Below are 14,968 nucleotides of genomic sequence, written 5' to 3'. Positions count from 1 at the left end.
ATACATGTTCTTCGTCCATCGGGGCCAGCACCTGATTCTTCATCACATCGGGCCTATCCTGATCGCGCTTTCCAATCCCTTGCCAGTCATGCGGTTCTGGTTTGAAAAAATCAGCCCAGGCTGGAGGCGCACGCTCCGGCCTCTGAGTTGGGTTTATCAAGTCCTGCAACAACCCTTCATCGCCCTATTCCTGTTTGTCGGGCTCATTTATTTCTGGCTGTGGCCATCAATCCATTTCGACGCCATGCTCAGTCGAGATCTGTACTGGGTCATGAACTGGAGCATGTTACTGGATGGCCTGCTGTTCTGGTGGTTGATCTTCGACCCGCGACCGCCTGCGATCACCTCATCGTTGGGGTATGGCAGACGCATGTTGGTTCTGGCTGCCGCAGGTGTGCTTCAGATGTTTCTTGGGGCGTGGATCGTGTTCTCACGTGACATGGTCTATGACGTTTACGAAGTCTGTGGCAGGGCCTGGCCGCTGGACCCGGAAGTCGACCAGCTTCTGGGCGGCATGCTGACCTATATTCCTCCAGCCATGATGAGCATCCTTGGTATTCTTCTGATGCTCCGGCGAGCCATGCATCAGGACGGAAAATATACCAACCAATCCAAACAACTTGAGGAAACAGCGTCATGAGAACTCGCTTCTGGCGACAGCGCACCAAAATCATATCGGCGACCTTAACGCTGATAGCATCCCTATTGCTGACTGGTTGCCTTGGAAATGACGAGGAAGACTGGAACGGTAAAAACATTAGTGGGCTGATGCCCGAGCTGGAATTCGATCTGATTAACAGCCAGGGCGAGCTAGTGTCTGGCAGTGATTACAGTGGCCGCGTGAGAATGCTGTTTTTCGGGTTCACCTCGTGCCCCGATGTTTGCCCGACTGCCCTGCAAAAACTCAATCAGGCAACCAGTGGCCTGGACCCGAAGCTTCAGGATGAAGTGCTCACTTTGTTTGTGAGTGTCGACCCGAACCGTGACACGCCTGAGCGCCTCGCAAAATACGTGGATTTCTTCGGTGACAATATTGTAGGACTCACTGGAAAAGAACCCCAGCTTCGTGAACTGGCAAAACGATATAGAACAACCTTCGGTTATGACGAACCTGACCCCGATGGAAATTATGCGGTCTCACACAGCAGCGCGATTTATGTATTTGATCGCGAAGGTAACCCCCGCCTCTTAATGCGGCCCGATCTGAGTAGAGAAGAAATTCGGCATGACCTCGTTGCTCTTATTCAGGAGGATGCCTGACTGAATAGACTGTCCCAACTCGAATTGAGACAGTCCTGGTTGGCGGGCACATACAAAGTGGTTAAGCAGAGCCGGAGAGTGTCTCGATAATTCGGCAGTCCATAATAACTCCGCCGTCACAACACGCACTCAGTCTTTCCAACTCGTGTTCCATTGCATGTAGATCTTTCAGTCGAGAGCGCACTTGAACCAGTTGTTGTTCAACTTTGGCGTCCACACCCGCACAGGACTCCTGCTGACGATCCGCCAGTGAAAGCAGTTCACGAATATCGTCAAGGCTAAATCCGAGCCCGCGGCTTCGTCGAATAAACAGCAGCCGCGAATGATCCTCTTCGGAGTAGAGACGATAGCCCGACTCCGAGCGGGTCGCTTTCGGCAACAGTCCAATTTTTTCGTAATAACGGATGGTCACGGGCTTAACGCCCGTATCATCAGCTAGCCGACCGACCGTGTTCCTTTTTTCGCTCATCGCTATTGACCTTATAGTTACTATAACCACCAGTGTATCGATGTATTGCACGTTTTAGGAGGGTTCGTCGTGGACAGCTGCTGTGAAAACAAGGCCGGTGAACTGGCACAATTGCGAGCGAGCCAAAGCCGGGTGCTTTACATTGCGCTTGCCATCAACGCAGTGATGTTTGTGGTGGAATTCAGCGCCGGCTGGATTGCAAGCTCTACCGCGTTGCTGGGCGATTCGCTGGATATGTTTGGCGACGCGTCTGTCTATGCACTGACACTGTTCGTGCTGGACCGAAGCCGTCGCGCGCGTGCCGGAGCGGCTTTGTTCAAAGGCGGCTTTATGCTGTTGTTCGGGCTTGTTGTTGTCGCCGATGCCATCCGCAAGCTGGTGATACAGGAAGTGCCCGCCGCCGAGTGGATGGGCGCTGTCGGCGCTCTTGCCCTGTTTGCAAACGGCGTTTGTTTTGTGTTGCTCTACCGTCATCGTGCGGACGATCTCAATATGCGTTCCACCTGGATGTGTTCCAGGAACGATCTGTTCGCCAATAGCAGTGTAATCATTGCGGCAGGATTGGTCGCCCTCACCAATACCCTCTGGCCGGACATCATTGTGGGCCTCGCCATTGCTGCGCTATTCCTGCACTCCGCTTGGCAGGTCATCCGTGAGGGTATGGAGGAATGGCGTGCCGGTGGGGCTGAAACCGCCGATAAATCGAGCAAAGATGAAGGCGATACCGCTGGAAACAGCTGCTGCTCTTCTTCGCAAAGCACTTGTGCCAATGAATCCAGAGAGCCATCCCGGTGACCACCAATAACCGGGTGATTCCATGGGGGCTGCTGCTGTCAGCCTGGCTACTGGCGGCGGGGTCCTCGCTTTCAGCCATCTACATCGGGGAAGTTCTCGGGCAGGCTCCGTGCGTTCTGTGCTGGTTTCAGCGCGCCTTCATGTTTCCGTTGGCGGTGATTCTCGCAGTCGCCTGCTACTACTCGGATTTTAACGTTTGGCGCTACGCTATGCCGCTGTCTGTCATTGGCTCCCTGTTCGCTCTAGCCCACTCACTGCTTTATGTGGGGCTCATTCCACAACCCATTCAGCCCTGCACGGCCACTGGCCCGTCCTGCTCGGGTGACGGAATGACGATATTTGGTGGGCTGCCGCTTCCGTTTCTATCGCTGGCCATTTTTGTTGCCATCATCATTCTGCTCTTGCTTATCCGTCGGAGAGTTCATACATGAATCGTCGTGCCATCTTTGTTGTCGTGTGTCTCGTGCTGATCGCAGCCTTTTCAGCCGCCGTCCTATTCAAGCCACAGCCCCAGCAGCCTCAAAAAACGGCCACCACCGGCGAAAAGTCTGTTGCCGCTGCCGAACCGATCGCGAACCAACAAGCATTGGTACGCTTCCATTCGCCCACATTCGGGCCTGCCGACGCACCGGTGATCATCGTTGAGTTTTTCGACCCCTCCTGCGAAGCCTGCCGGGCGTTCTACCCGATCGTGAAACAGATACTTGCTGAGTATCCAGGCCAGGTGCGGCTTGTTTTGCGGTACACAATGTTCCATCAGGGTTCCGAGGAAGTCTCCAGAATTCTGGAAGCAGCTCGCCTGCAAGATGTCTATGAACCGGTGCTGGAAGCTGTGTTGGAGGTGCAGCCGGCCTGGCACGACGACCCGAAGGTTGCCAAGGCATGGGGAGCGGCCGAGGCAGCCGGTCTGGACCTGTCCCAAGCCCGTGAGGATATGCAATCCGAACGGATAAGCGCCATCCTTGATCAGGACATGCAGGACGTCAAAACCATCGGTGTTCGGGGCACCCCGACTTTTTTCGTGAATGGCCGCCAACTCACGGAGTTTGGTCCCAAACCGCTACTTCGTCTTGTTCAGGAGTCGCTCCCAGACGCACAGAAATAGTCGACCGGTGTCGAACAAAACACGGATGGGCTTGATGCCCTCCACCGTCAACTGAACTCAGAAAATTGAGGACTCACGGAAATGCCAGATCTTGCGACATGGGGAATGCTGGCTGCTTTTTTTGGCGGCCTGGTGTCATTTTTCTCACCCTGCACTCTGCCGCTGGTTCCGGGGTATCTATCGGTCGTTACGGGCGGCACTGTCACAGACCGTTCGAGTCGACTGCAATCTCTGTGGCTCAGTATCTGTTTTGTCCTTGGGTTCAGTGTAGTGTTCATCGCTTTTGGTGCCAGCGCTAGTCTGCTCGGTCAGTGGCTGATGGCCTACCGGCAGGAAGCCAATCTGGTGGCGGGCATTCTGATTGTGCTGATGGGGCTATTTATGCTGGGCTGGTGGAGCATGCCCGCGTTACAGCGCGACTGGCGCTTTGGGCAAACCCTTGAGGGTGGACGGCCCACGGCAGCGTTCCTTCTCGGCTTGGCCTTTGCCGTCGGGTGGACACCGTGTATTGGCCCGATATTGGGCGCTATCCTGGCTCTCAGTTCCACCCATGCGAATGCTGAAACCGGCATGCTGTACCTGGCCGTTTATTCGCTGGGGTTGGCAATTCCATTTTTGGCAACGGCTTTATTTATTAAGCACTTTCGGGCGCGAGTGCGCTGGATGAGCCGCTGGAGTCAGTCACTGAGAATCCTGGCAGGGCTGGTTCTGGTTGTTATGGGGGTAATGGTGCTGACGGGACAGATGACCCGGTTTGCATCATGGATGTTATCCGCATTTCCGGTACTCGGAAGACTCGGTTGATCCCGGGCAAATCTTTGCCCACAACTTAGCTGGCCGATAAGGCAGGAGAACTGAGCAGTGAACAGTGAACTCAAGACGTTCTATCTGACAGAACCGGCAGCAGCCGCTGATGCTGACAATCAGGGCGATGTCGCTACAGCGTTCAGACATCTTGAACGGGCTCATATTCTGAGCCAGAAGTTCGCGTTAGCGCACACGACAACACATTTGCGCATGCTCCGGCTTGGCTGGCACGCGCGCGATGCTCGCGAGGTTCTCGGTCAGCTGGCTCGGGCCTTCGCTGCGTTGCTGGTTTCACGAATCCGGGTTCCTGTCGGCAATACGGGACGTGCCAACGTCAGCGCATTTGAACCGATGGCGGTGCCGGAAGACTTGGCGATTGTTCTGGGACACCAGAATCCTTCCAACACGTAATTGAAGGACACCACTTGATGATCAAACCCTGCTTCCAACACCACGCAAAGCGCTTTGCATCCATTGCATTGATGATGCTGGCAATCCTCCTTGTTGGCTGCATGGGCGATGATCCGCCGGATTGGCACGGGACAGACATCAGCGGCGTGATGCCCAAGCTTGAATTCGATTTGATCGACAGTCAGGGAACACGGGTTTCAGGCGATGATTACAGTGGTCAGGTACGAATGCTGTTTTTCGGATTTACCTCTTGCCCTGATGTTTGCCCCACTGCTCTGCAAAAACTCAGCCAGGCCGTCAGCGGGCTGAGCACGGAAAATCAGGAGGAAGTACTTACGTTGTTCGTCAGTGTCGATCCTCAGCGCGACACACCCGAACGCCTGGCGGAGTACGTCAATTTTTTTGGTGACAAAATCATCGGGCTGACCGGCAACGCCTCTGACCTCCGCACGCTTACCCAGCGATACCGGACGACGTTCGGGCATGAAGAACCGGACGCAGAAGGTGACTATGCCGTTACTCACAGCGGTGCAGTCTATGTGTTTGATCGTGAGGGTAATCCTCGCCTGCTTATCCGGCCGGAAGATTTAAGCGCTCAATCCATTCGGCAGGACCTTGTTGGCCTGCTTGAAGAGGATTACTGAATGACTGGAGGCTCTGGAGGAAAGCTCTGACTCGAATGTTCGCTTTTGTTTAGGTTCGGACAATTTATGATTGCACTACGCAAAAAGACGATGAAATAGACGGTTCAACGGTTGTTAGACAAAGGTGGGTAACTTCACTCCGAGAGGGTTGCATTCCGCGAGGTCCGGGTTCGCTTTAATGCGGGTCCCCATGATGTAGTCGAACCAGGGACGGGTGACGCACCAGTTGGCGTCCCAATTGGTGTTCATATGGTGATTGTAATGCCAGGGAATGGCCTTCTTTCCCACTCGGGTTCCTCATAGACTTCGTCGCGGTAATCCTTGGTGCGCAAGATCTTGTGATGCTGCCAGTGGCTTTTCTTGGACTTTGCCTGCCATTCTCGGGGCATTGTTGGCTTTGATTGCAAACTATGTGCTGTTTCGGTCTGCGGGACGGTGATCCAGCTTATTGGTTCAATGGTCAATGTCCTACAAGGAAGCAGGACAATATTGGGCATTGCTAAACGGCAGGTTTTGTTAACGTCCGCCCCCTTGGACGGGCCATCTACATGGTCGACATTCCTGGAAAACACATTAAGGACTTCCTGCTGTGAGCACCCCAACCGATACTTCTTACGACACCCCTGTTATCCCGAGAAAAGTTCCGGCCGGCCCACCACTGAACTGGATTTCGGCGGCGGTGCGACTGCTGCGCAGTAACTGGGGCGTGATTCTGCCTGCCTATCTGCTGGTGTTTCTTGTTCCGGCGCTGATTCAATATGGTGCGATGGAGATGATTTCCGGTGGCAGTGTCTTTGGCACCGTGGTGCTGGTGATTGTCAGCATTTTCGTAACGCTGCTACTCAACGCCGGTATGGTGGCTCTGTTCCACAGCGCAGCCGAGGGGACTCCCCGGTTTACCCAGGTGTTTTCCGGCTTCAGCGGGCACACGATACTTCATACTTTCCTGATGGTAGTGATGATGATTGTCGTCGGCATTGTACTGTCCGTTATTGGCTACGTGATCGCAAGTATTGCCGATTTTTCGTTTTCATCTGTTAGCCGCTATGGCATGGGTGGTTTCATGGATGATGGCTTCGGGCCCTCAGCAGGTATTGCTGCGATTCTGCTCATGTTCATTGCAGTGCTTGGCGCGCTGGTTCTGTTCGGTGCGTTGTTCTTCTATGCAATCCCGTTGATTGTGGTTGCCAGACAGGGGGCTTTAGAGGCTGTTCGTAACAGCCTGCGCGCGTGCTTCAAGAACTTGTTTGTACTGCTTTTCTTTGCTGTAAACGCGATGGTTGTTACTCAACTGGTACTGTTCCCCACGTTCGCAATTGGTGCTTCAACCGCATCGGTTATTGGCATGACGGTGATTACAATTGTCGTGTCATTTGTCTGGGGGGCGGTTCTCGCGGGCGCGTATTATCTTTCGTTCCGGGATATTCTTTTGGGCAAAGGTGATACCGAAGCAGGCAACGCTATCGAAGCCACTGTTCCCGCCTGAAGCGACCCAAAAACAAGCTATTGGTGGGTGTGCCAACACCCACCCAACCTGGCGAAGCGCGCATCTGTTCAGATTGATCATTTTACCTGCGCTTTCCGCCAGGGCCTGCCACTGCACGCTTTGCACTGCCTATCCTGTCGTTGCCAACAACGTTATCCACAGATTCTGTGGGCAAAACCAATCAGCCCTGTTGGTTCATCCCTAGCTGTGGAAAACACTTGTTCAAAAACCGGTTCATGGGGTTCTCGATGATCGAGGGCAGGTTGATACCCAAAGGGTTGGACTCGGCAAGCTCCGGATTTGCTTTGATACGGGTCCCCATGATGTAGTCGAACCAGGGACGGGTGACGCACCAGTTGGCGTCCTGATTGGTGTTCATATGGTGATCGTAATGCCAGGGAATGGCCTTCTTTCCCCACTCGGGTTCCAGGTGAGAGCGCCGGTGCACATAGAAGTACCGGCCAGCCGCGTAGTAGGTGCCCAGTGTAAAAAACGGGGCTACCGGTAGCGCCAGAGAGGTAACCGCAGTGAGCGCAAGCAGGGAGGTGACTTCGTTCCGGGTGCGCCAGTTGGAAAACCCTTCTTCATAGCCTTCGTCGCGGTAATCCGTGGTGCGCACGATCTTGTGATGCTGCCAGTGGCTTTTCATGGACTTCGGTACCGGGCTGTATCTGGGTTTTCCCGGCCGTGGGGTCCCGTGGAGGATGTATTTATGGGCATACCATTCAACGCCGTTGGCAAAAATCAGGGCGACCGGAAAGCCAATCATGAATCACCTCTTTCAGAGCGTGGCTGAGTTTTCATCGTGCCATAGCCGCCTTGAATTTCTGAGCTCATTTGCGTCAGCTTGTCAGGCCCCGTTGGCGGAATCGGACAACCTGATCAAATTGCCTCCAACATTGGGCGCCCCAGGGATGACGAGGGTCGGGCGAACCTGTCCTGAGACTTCGCACAGAGTTATCCACAGATTCTGTGGGCAAACCGCTGAGTGATCCGCAGCTGTGCAGGTTCGTAATTCCCCGTAGTTGGGTGCAATCGCTTAAGAGTTCCGGTAGTGTCGCGCCCTTTTTGCCCCAAGGACCCATTCCCAATGACCGCCGAGACTATCCCTAAACCCAAGGCAAGCGAGAGCGTCTGGAGCGACAGTGATCCCGTTGTGCTGGTTCTGACCATTGGCTTTATTCTGCTGTTTGTTGGTGCTTCTGTTGTCGATGCCGATTACGTGGCTGACCTGATTGGTCACGGTTTTTCGTGGACCGCAAAATATCTTGGTTCTTTTTTCCAGCTGTTCCTGCTGCTCACGTTTTTTGTGGCGGTTGCCACGGGCGTAAGCGGTGCCGGTCGGGCCAGGATTGGAGGGCTGGATGAGCCGGAGATTGGCCGGTTCCGCTGGCTATCGATGATCATGTGTACGTTGCTGGCCGGTGGCGGAGTCTTCTTCGCAGCAGGTGAGCCGGTCTATCATTTTGTGGTCACCCCGCCGGCGTTCGACACCGAGGCAGCGTCCCCTGCCGCCGTTGCACCTGCGCTTGCCCAGTCATTTATGCACTGGGGGTTTCTAGCCTGGGCTGTGCTTGGCTCACTAACGGCCATCGTGCTCTCGCGCGCGCACTACTCACAAGGGCAGCCACTGCAGCCACGGACGCTGCTTTATCCCGTGCTAGGCGAGCGTGTTGTCAGCGGGCGCCTGGGTGGAGTGGTGGATGCTGCCTGCGTGATCGCAGTGGTTGCCGGCACCGTGGGCCCGATCGGCTTTCTGGCGACACAAATGAGCTTTGGATTGCATGAGCTGTTCGGTGTCTCCGATGGCTACGGTACTCAGCTCATGGTTCTGGCTGTGCTGGCAGGGGTATACATGACATCCGCAATGACCGGGCTGCATCGGGGTATCCAGCTGCTCAGTCGTTTCAACGTCATCCTGGCGCTGGTTATTGCCGGCGTTATTTTTGTGTTTGGCCCCACGCTATTCCTTACGGATGTCTACCTGCAATCCATGGGCGAATATCTGGGCTCGTTTTTTTCCATGGCGACCATGACAGCACAGACGGCGCCCGATTGGTGGATGAAGTGGTGGACGGTGTTTTTCTTTGCCTGGTTTATTGGCTATACCCCCTTGATGGCAGTGTTTGTATCGAGAATCTCACGGGGTAGAACCATCCGTGAAACCATCATGGCAGTCGCCATACTGGCACCCATCGCCACGACCATCTGGTTCACGTTGCTGGGTGGCTCTGGCATATACCATCAGCTGTCCGGCACGTTTGATTTGACCGACGCTTTGAACAATTTCCGGTTTGACGTCGCCACATTGACGGTTGCGCAGGCACTGCCGGGAGGCACCTGGATGGCGGCCGCAATCCTGTTGCTGACCACCATCTTTGTGGCGACAACCGGAGATTCGATGAGCTACTCCATTGCGATGGTGGGGGCCGGCCATGACGAGCCGCAACCCTGGATTCGCGTTTTCTGGGGTGGCGCCATGGCACTGATGGCCGCGATTCTTCTCTATATGGGGGCCGGTCAGATTGGGGTGTTGCAACAGTTCATTGTGATCACAGCCATTCCGGTGTCGTTGATTATTCTCCCTTCTCTGTGGACCGGTCCCCGGGCCGCAGCAGCCCTGGCGAAAGAGCAGGGGCTGGCTTAGGTTTTTACTTTTCCCCTCAGGGATTTGATCTCTCCACGGCGGGTTTTGTTATCCACACGCCGCCGTTGGGAGGATTTCGTCGGCCGCGTTGGCCGGCGGGCTTTTTGCGGTTTTACTGCCTCCTGAATGAGAGTCTTGAGTCGGTTCAGCGCGTCCTCTTTGTTCTGCTCAAACGTGCGGAAAGACTGCCCTTTGATCACAATCACGCCGTCTTTACTGATGCGCTGGTCGGACAATGCCATCAAACGTTCTTTGTAAAACGGCGGCAGGGTGGAATGCAGGATGTCGAACCGGAGGTGTACGGCAGAGGCAACCTTATTCACATTCTGACCGCCGGCCCCCTGGGATCGTATCTGCGTAATCTGGATTTCCCAGTCTGCCAGTTCGACGGCATTGGATAATTTCAGCATAGTGGCACGTGTTGAGAGCTCGGATTCGAGTGTTTACGAGTATCATCCTACGCAATCCGGCAACCAATCAGAAGCGATGAACACAGGGAGACACCGAATGAAGGTGATGGTTTTAGGCGCTACCGGCCTGACCGGAGGCATGGTGGTGGAGAAGCTCCTCGAGCAGCCGGAGATATCGACTGTGATCGCTCCGGTTCGCCGGTCGATGGTCGTGGAAAATCCGAAACTGGAGCAGCGCTTCATGGATTTTGATGCGATGGAGGCTCAGCCTGACGCTTTCCAGGTGGATGTCCTGATCTGTTGCCTTGGAACGACCCTGAAAAAGGCAGGCTCCAGAGAAGCCTTTCGCAAGGTCGATCATGACTATGCATTGAAGGCAGCTCAGATGGCCCGTAACGCCGGTGCACGGGCATTGATTCTGATGTCGGCCATCGGAGCATCTTCGCAATCCCCGGTTTTCTACAATCGAGTCAAAGGAGAGCTTGAGGACAATGTCCGGGCGCTGAAATTTCCTTATCTTGCGATCTACCACCCGAGCCTGTTGCTGGGGCAGCGCAAGGAGGCTCGAACGGCCGAGGCTCTTGGTGTGGCCGTCATGCCGGTTGCGAATCGGGCGTTGATCGGGCCACTGAGAAAATATCGGGCGATTGAAGCGGAAGCCGTAGCGTCGGCCATGGTCAACGAGCTCGAGACCATTAGCGGAATCACTTCGGGCGGTGCAGTGGTGAGAGTGTGGGAGTACGACGATATCTTAACGATGGGCAATCGTCGCTAATGCTGTCCTTCACCTGATGTAAAATCCGGGTCACTGTTCCCGAGCGATCGATGAGGTTGATCAATGAAATATGTACTTTTTCCTTTTCTGGTGTTTTCCGTACTCATGGCGACAGGGTGCAGTCGCCCGGAATCGCCCCAGGAAGTATCGGAAGCGTTTTGGCAAGCTGTACTTGAAGAGGATGCTGAAGCGGCCGCAGATTATTCAACCCTGGTCGATGAAGCGGCATTCGATGGTTTTGAACAGCAATGGCAGAACGTGAGCATTGAGTGGGGGCGTGTGGTCATTGATGACAATCTGGCCCGGGTAACCACCACCCTGAGTGGTCTGGAGGGCCAGAACGAAGCCACGGAGTCCTTAACCTATCTGGTACGTAAAGGTGACGACTGGCTGGTGGATTATTATCGCACCGGCGATGCCCTGAAACAGGGCCCGGTTTGGGGAAGTCTTGTTGGGCAGCTGGAAAAACTGGGTGAAGATCTCAAGAGTCGCTGGGCAAATCAATCCGATGAGATGGCGGTAGAGCTTGAGAGGCTGGGGCGGGAGTTGCAGCAACAGGCCCAGAGTATGAATGAAGATATGTCGGCGTTGCCTGAAGAGTACGGTGACCAGCTGAGCCAGCATCTGGAAGAGCTGTCTGAATCCCTGCGGGAAGCGCTTAAATCTACCCCATCTGCAACGCCGCAGGACAGACGTACCTTGAACGAAACGGTAATCAGGCTTGAAGACCAGCGGGAGCAGTTGTCTGAAGTCAACTTGAAGACGCTTGCGGAGAGCACCGCGACCGCCGCCGAAGCCCAGCTGCAATTGGGCGAATTGAGCGAGGAGTTTGCGGCCTACAAGGCGGAATGGCGGCAACGTGTTGTCGACATGCAAGCAGAAATGGCTGAGTTTCTGGAGAATCTGAAGACCCGCTGAGCCCAGGGGCGCCTCGCCCTTCTTTAGTGCATATTTTTGATGGCGCACCCCGATGGTGCGCCTCTCTCATCGTTTGAATCCGGCAGTTGCTACTTCCCTTCAGGTTTTGACCGGTCCGCCGGTTCAGGCCCGCTCTTTGCTTAGCTTCCTTCTGAAAGCAGGTATGTTTGCACCACCTCGTTGTAGTGCAGGCATGCAGTACCGATTGAGGAAGGCGCGCTATGACTTTACGCAGTGATTCCATGAACCTTTCATCCGATGAGCGGGGTTGGTTGCCCTGGTTTGGGGCCACAGGTAAGTTGCGGATGGGATGGTCCTGTTTTTTGAACCGCCAGCAATATGCAACGAATGAAGAGATATTCGAGAGCATCGCGAAAACCCGTCGCGAAGCGCTGATTAACTGGGCAAATGGCAAGTGGGCCTTCCTTGAGGGGCTTGCGGCACGACTTGAGGGTAGCGAACACGATAGCATTTCAGAGGTACTGGATTCGGCCGTTACGCGCCTCCGGGAAATTTCCGAGCTTTTCGTTGTGAAAGAAGATGGCTCTGTTGTCGCCTCGACGGTGACCGGCAGAAACGGAGCCGCAGGCCTCATGCCCGCGGCCGTGCAACGAGGGGTGAGAGAGCGGTTCCTCCACGGGCCCTACAGTGACCCGGTCACCTTGCAGCTTGGTGCCACAACTTCCAGATTTCATGACGATGTCACGCTGATGTTCTACCAGCCGGTCGCTCTTGCTGGCAATCAGGCAGCGGCAGTCTGTGCCCGGGTTCCGAACGATGTCATGAGTGACCTGATTCAGCGCGAGGCCGGGCACATTTTTGAAGAGTCTGGCGACAACTACATTTTCATGATCGACAGTCAGTTTGATCCATCGATCAGACCGGGAGTTGCCCTGTCGCGCTCGCGGTTTGAAGACGCTACCTTCAGTCACGGCGACAACCTCAAAGACGGAATCCGTACGGGCTTCGGTACAGTACGGATTCGGGAACACACCGAATTCGAAATACGTTTTACCGACCCGGCTACGGGGCAGTTGCACCCGGGGGTACGGGAAACCATGGCCCGTGGTGAAAACCTCTACGTTAAGTACCCCGGCTATTCCGACTATCGCCATATACCGGTGATTGGCAAGGGCGTGACCTTCCAGTTACCCGGGTCTCCTGATCGTTGGGGCATGATGTGTGAAGGCGACCTGGAGGAGGTGTATCGGAAACGTTCGGTCAGCTATCGACTGACGGCGCGGCTCGGGGTCCTTATGGCGCTTATCTGGGCAGCCAACGTAGCGGTTTCGGCAAGCGGTGCTCCTCTGTGGCTGGAAGCCTCCGTGAACGCGATGGTTGCGCTCCTGGGGCTTGTCATCTTCCGGGCAAGTTCCGCCAAGCCATTGGCAGATAGCCTGTCATCACTCGCGGATGTCATACGGAACATTGCCGAAGGAGGCGGGAATCTGCGCCAGCGTCTCGATGTCGGCAAGACCAAGCGGGATGAGAGCGGGGATCTCGCGCGCTGGATGAACAGCTTTCTGGATACCCTCGACGGCATGGTGGGGCAGGTCATCAGTCTTGCGGGTGAATCCCGCTCCGCCAGTGAACACCTTGTGGGTCAGAACCGCCAGGCGGATGAAAAGATTCAGCAGGTGGTACACGACATAGAGCAGATGCTGAAGGGCGCTGATCTGCAGCAGAACGAAATCGAAAATGCCTCGACCACAGCGCAGGAAATGCGAGTTAGCATGGAAGATGTGGTGGCTCGTGCCAAAGATCAGTTTGCCCGTGTCAGCCGTGAAACCGAGAGCATTCGCGACGTTATCGTGCGTTCGGCCGAGGGTATTCGCGCCGCGAGTGAACGCACGGACGAGATCGGCAAGGCGGCTGAAATGATTAACGACATTGCTGCCCAGACCAATCTTCTAGCGCTCAATGCAGCCATAGAAGCGGCTCGGGCTGGTGAGGCAGGGCGGGGATTTGCAGTCGTCGCCGATGAGGTCCGGCAACTGGCCAGTCGGACAGCCCAGGCCACGACGGAAATTGATGAGCGTCTGTATCGGGTGCGGGAAGAAACTCAGCGCGCCGTAACCACAATGGAAGAAGGCATGGCAGAGATGGAGGCCCGTCTGGCTCAGGCCCGGGCGGCGTCGGATGACAACGCAGAGCTGCATCACATGGTCGACAAGCTCTTCCGGGCGATCTCGGGCATCGCGGAAACCAACGCTGTTCAGAGTTCACAGACCAGTGGCGTTGCTGACAGCGTAAGCTTCATGACGACGGTGATCGCGGGTTTGACGGCGAGTTCGGAAATGACGCACGTTTCGGCAAACAAGCTGAAAAACCTCACCGGTCAGTTTCAGGTGAGCAATGCGTAAGCTGCTGGCCCCGCGTTAGCCTGAGAGCTGGCGGGGCCGGCAAAAGCCACTTGGCGATCAGAGCCCGTAAGAACGCGAAATGGTGTCTATCTCACCGCTTTCCTGCATAGCCTGGTAAGCCGTATTAAGGGCTTTGATCAAGTCGGGATCAAAGTCCTTGTTAATGGCCAGATACATCGGGGTTTCGCGGAAAACAAGAACTGCCTCAAGGCCGGTCACGTCGGAGGCATCGGCGGCCAGGTAGGGGCCTGCCAGGCCATCGGCCACCCATAGATCGATCTGATCCTGTTCCAGCCGCTTGGCATTCAGTCCATTGTTGGTTATGGCGGAAACGTCGAATCCTTTGTCTTCCAGGTATCCCGTCATCACATCGCCTTTGTAGCCACCAATACGGTAGTCACGGGCATCCTCAAGATCGTCCAGTTTGATGCTGGAGCCGGGCTTGGCAAACAGGGTCCACTTGATGCTGGAGAGTGGTCCCACCCATTCAAAGAAGGGCTCCCGTTCGTCTGTCTTGGATACGCAGTAGATACCATGGTCTTCGTGCCGTTGAGCGCGGTTCATGCCATAGCTGAGGTCTCGCAGCTTGATGCTGTAGTCGACCTTGGCATTCTCTAGAACAGCTTTGAGCACATCGGTGCAGAGGCCGGTGATTTCGGATTCTGAATGGGCAAAGGGCTGACCGCTGGTGGTCATGTTATAAGGAGGATATTGTTCGGTGTAAACGCGCAGTTGCTCGGAAGCGGTGGCACAGCCGGCCAGAACGAGCATGGCAGCGAGAAGTCCGAGTTTCCCTTTCATGAGGATGCTCCGTTTTCGGTTCAGAATTTGGGAGTTCACTATGGTATTCAACCGGTGTTCAATGAGGCAGCTCGGAT

18 protein-coding genes are annotated in these 14,968 nt (G+C 55.3%); 13 read left to right on the top strand and 5 right to left on the bottom strand.

Annotated elements, in window-relative coordinates:
- Both B3Y70_RS01910 and B3Y70_RS01905 read left to right on the top strand, forming a co-directional pair.
- The coding region (locus tag B3Y70_RS01910) for a cytochrome c oxidase assembly protein (protein ID WP_288589105.1) at positions 1-640 on the top strand (640 nt) is incomplete at its 5' end.
- Positions 637-1,260, top strand: coding sequence for an SCO family protein (locus B3Y70_RS01905; RefSeq protein ID WP_273072755.1), 624 nt, complete (start codon positions 637-639; stop codon positions 1,258-1,260). The genes B3Y70_RS01910 and B3Y70_RS01905, both read left to right, overlap by 4 nt.
- A gap of 61 nt (positions 1,261-1,321) precedes the next feature.
- Here B3Y70_RS01905 and B3Y70_RS01900 read toward each other — a convergent pair whose 3' ends face one another.
- Positions 1,322-1,729 carry a MerR family transcriptional regulator gene (locus B3Y70_RS01900; protein WP_008173636.1) on the bottom strand — a complete coding sequence of 136 codons (408 nt, stop codon included), beginning with the start codon at positions 1,727-1,729 and terminating at the stop codon, positions 1,322-1,324.
- A 69-nt stretch (positions 1,730-1,798) separates the two neighbouring features.
- Between B3Y70_RS01900 and B3Y70_RS01895 the strand changes: the two genes are divergently transcribed.
- The 6 genes from B3Y70_RS01895 (at position 1,799) to B3Y70_RS01870 (ending at position 5,491) form a co-directional block, all read left to right on the top strand.
- Entirely contained in the window at positions 1,799-2,524 is a 726-nt protein-coding gene (locus B3Y70_RS01895; protein ID WP_008173639.1) for a cation diffusion facilitator family transporter, read from the top strand.
- The gene (locus tag B3Y70_RS01890; RefSeq protein ID WP_008173641.1) at positions 2,521-2,955 is read left to right on the top strand and encodes a disulfide bond formation protein B; all 435 of its coding nucleotides are present in this window, start codon (positions 2,521-2,523) and stop codon (positions 2,953-2,955) included. Before B3Y70_RS01895 ends, B3Y70_RS01890 begins: the two co-directional genes overlap by 4 nt.
- On the top strand, positions 2,952-3,629 hold the full coding sequence (locus B3Y70_RS01885) for a DsbA family protein (RefSeq protein WP_008173644.1): 678 nt from the start codon (positions 2,952-2,954) through the stop codon (positions 3,627-3,629). The genes B3Y70_RS01890 and B3Y70_RS01885 overlap by 4 nt, the downstream gene beginning before the upstream one ends.
- Before the next feature lie 81 nt (positions 3,630-3,710).
- Positions 3,711-4,433 carry a cytochrome c biogenesis CcdA family protein gene (locus tag B3Y70_RS01880; RefSeq protein WP_008173647.1) on the top strand — a complete coding sequence of 241 codons (723 nt, stop codon included), beginning with the start codon at positions 3,711-3,713 and terminating at the stop codon, positions 4,431-4,433.
- A 57-nt stretch (positions 4,434-4,490) separates the two neighbouring features.
- Positions 4,491-4,847 carry a DUF3703 domain-containing protein gene (locus B3Y70_RS01875; protein WP_008173648.1) on the top strand — a complete coding sequence of 119 codons (357 nt, stop codon included), beginning with the start codon at positions 4,491-4,493 and terminating at the stop codon, positions 4,845-4,847.
- 17 nt (positions 4,848-4,864) lie between these two features.
- Positions 4,865-5,491: an SCO family protein gene (locus B3Y70_RS01870; protein WP_053113916.1), complete on the top strand. Its 627-nt coding sequence runs from the start codon at positions 4,865-4,867 to the stop codon at positions 5,489-5,491.
- 114 nt (positions 5,492-5,605) lie between these two features.
- On the opposite strand, the gene B3Y70_RS01865 is transcribed toward B3Y70_RS01870, so the two are convergent.
- Positions 5,606-5,779 (bottom strand): hypothetical protein, encoded by a 174-nt coding sequence (locus B3Y70_RS01865; protein WP_226538144.1) that lies wholly within the window; start codon positions 5,777-5,779, stop codon positions 5,606-5,608.
- A 301-nt stretch (positions 5,780-6,080) separates the two neighbouring features.
- Between B3Y70_RS01865 and B3Y70_RS01860 the strand changes: the two genes are divergently transcribed.
- Positions 6,081-6,977, top strand: a complete 897-nt coding sequence (locus B3Y70_RS01860; protein ID WP_153740968.1) for a hypothetical protein — start codon at positions 6,081-6,083, stop codon at positions 6,975-6,977.
- Between the two features lie 181 nt (positions 6,978-7,158).
- Here the strand turns inward: B3Y70_RS01860 and B3Y70_RS01855 are convergent, their stop codons facing one another.
- Positions 7,159-7,746, bottom strand: coding sequence for a sterol desaturase family protein (locus B3Y70_RS01855; RefSeq protein WP_153740969.1), 588 nt, complete (start codon positions 7,744-7,746; stop codon positions 7,159-7,161).
- A 321-nt stretch (positions 7,747-8,067) separates the two neighbouring features.
- On the opposite strand from B3Y70_RS01855, the gene B3Y70_RS01850 reads away from it, so the two are divergent.
- The gene (locus B3Y70_RS01850; protein ID WP_153740970.1) at positions 8,068-9,624 is read left to right on the top strand and encodes a BCCT family transporter; all 1,557 of its coding nucleotides are present in this window, start codon (positions 8,068-8,070) and stop codon (positions 9,622-9,624) included.
- Here B3Y70_RS01850 and arfB read toward each other — a convergent pair.
- The gene (arfB, locus tag B3Y70_RS01845) at positions 9,621-10,034 is read right to left on the bottom strand and encodes an alternative ribosome rescue aminoacyl-tRNA hydrolase ArfB (RefSeq protein WP_011786361.1); all 414 of its coding nucleotides are present in this window, start codon (positions 10,032-10,034) and stop codon (positions 9,621-9,623) included. The genes B3Y70_RS01850 and arfB overlap by 4 nt on opposite strands.
- Before the next feature lie 97 nt (positions 10,035-10,131).
- On the opposite strand from arfB, the gene B3Y70_RS01840 reads away from it, so the two are divergent.
- The 3 genes from B3Y70_RS01840 to B3Y70_RS01830 all read left to right on the top strand — a co-directional run bounded on the left by B3Y70_RS01840 (position 10,132) and on the right by B3Y70_RS01830 (position 14,090).
- Positions 10,132-10,809: an NAD(P)H-binding protein gene (locus B3Y70_RS01840; protein ID WP_153740971.1), complete on the top strand. Its 678-nt coding sequence runs from the start codon at positions 10,132-10,134 to the stop codon at positions 10,807-10,809.
- A gap of 63 nt (positions 10,810-10,872) precedes the next feature.
- On the top strand, positions 10,873-11,727 hold the full coding sequence (locus B3Y70_RS01835; protein ID WP_153740972.1) for a hypothetical protein: 855 nt from the start codon (positions 10,873-10,875) through the stop codon (positions 11,725-11,727).
- Between the two features lie 221 nt (positions 11,728-11,948).
- Entirely contained in the window at positions 11,949-14,090 is a 2,142-nt protein-coding gene (locus B3Y70_RS01830) for a methyl-accepting chemotaxis protein (RefSeq protein ID WP_153740973.1), read from the top strand.
- Positions 14,091-14,147: 57 nt separating this feature from the next.
- Here the strand turns inward: B3Y70_RS01830 and B3Y70_RS01825 are convergent, their stop codons facing one another.
- Entirely contained in the window at positions 14,148-14,891 is a 744-nt protein-coding gene (locus B3Y70_RS01825; protein ID WP_199452394.1) for a substrate-binding periplasmic protein, read from the bottom strand.
- Between the last annotated feature and the right edge of the window lie 77 nt (positions 14,892-14,968).

The organism is Marinobacter sp. UBA5687 (genome assembly GCF_002420325.1).
In the GTDB taxonomy this organism is placed as follows: domain Bacteria; phylum Pseudomonadota; class Gammaproteobacteria; order Pseudomonadales; family Oleiphilaceae; genus Marinobacter; species Marinobacter nauticus.
Note: the sequence above shows the minus strand (reverse complement) of the source record. Positions and strands in the feature narration are given on the sequence as shown.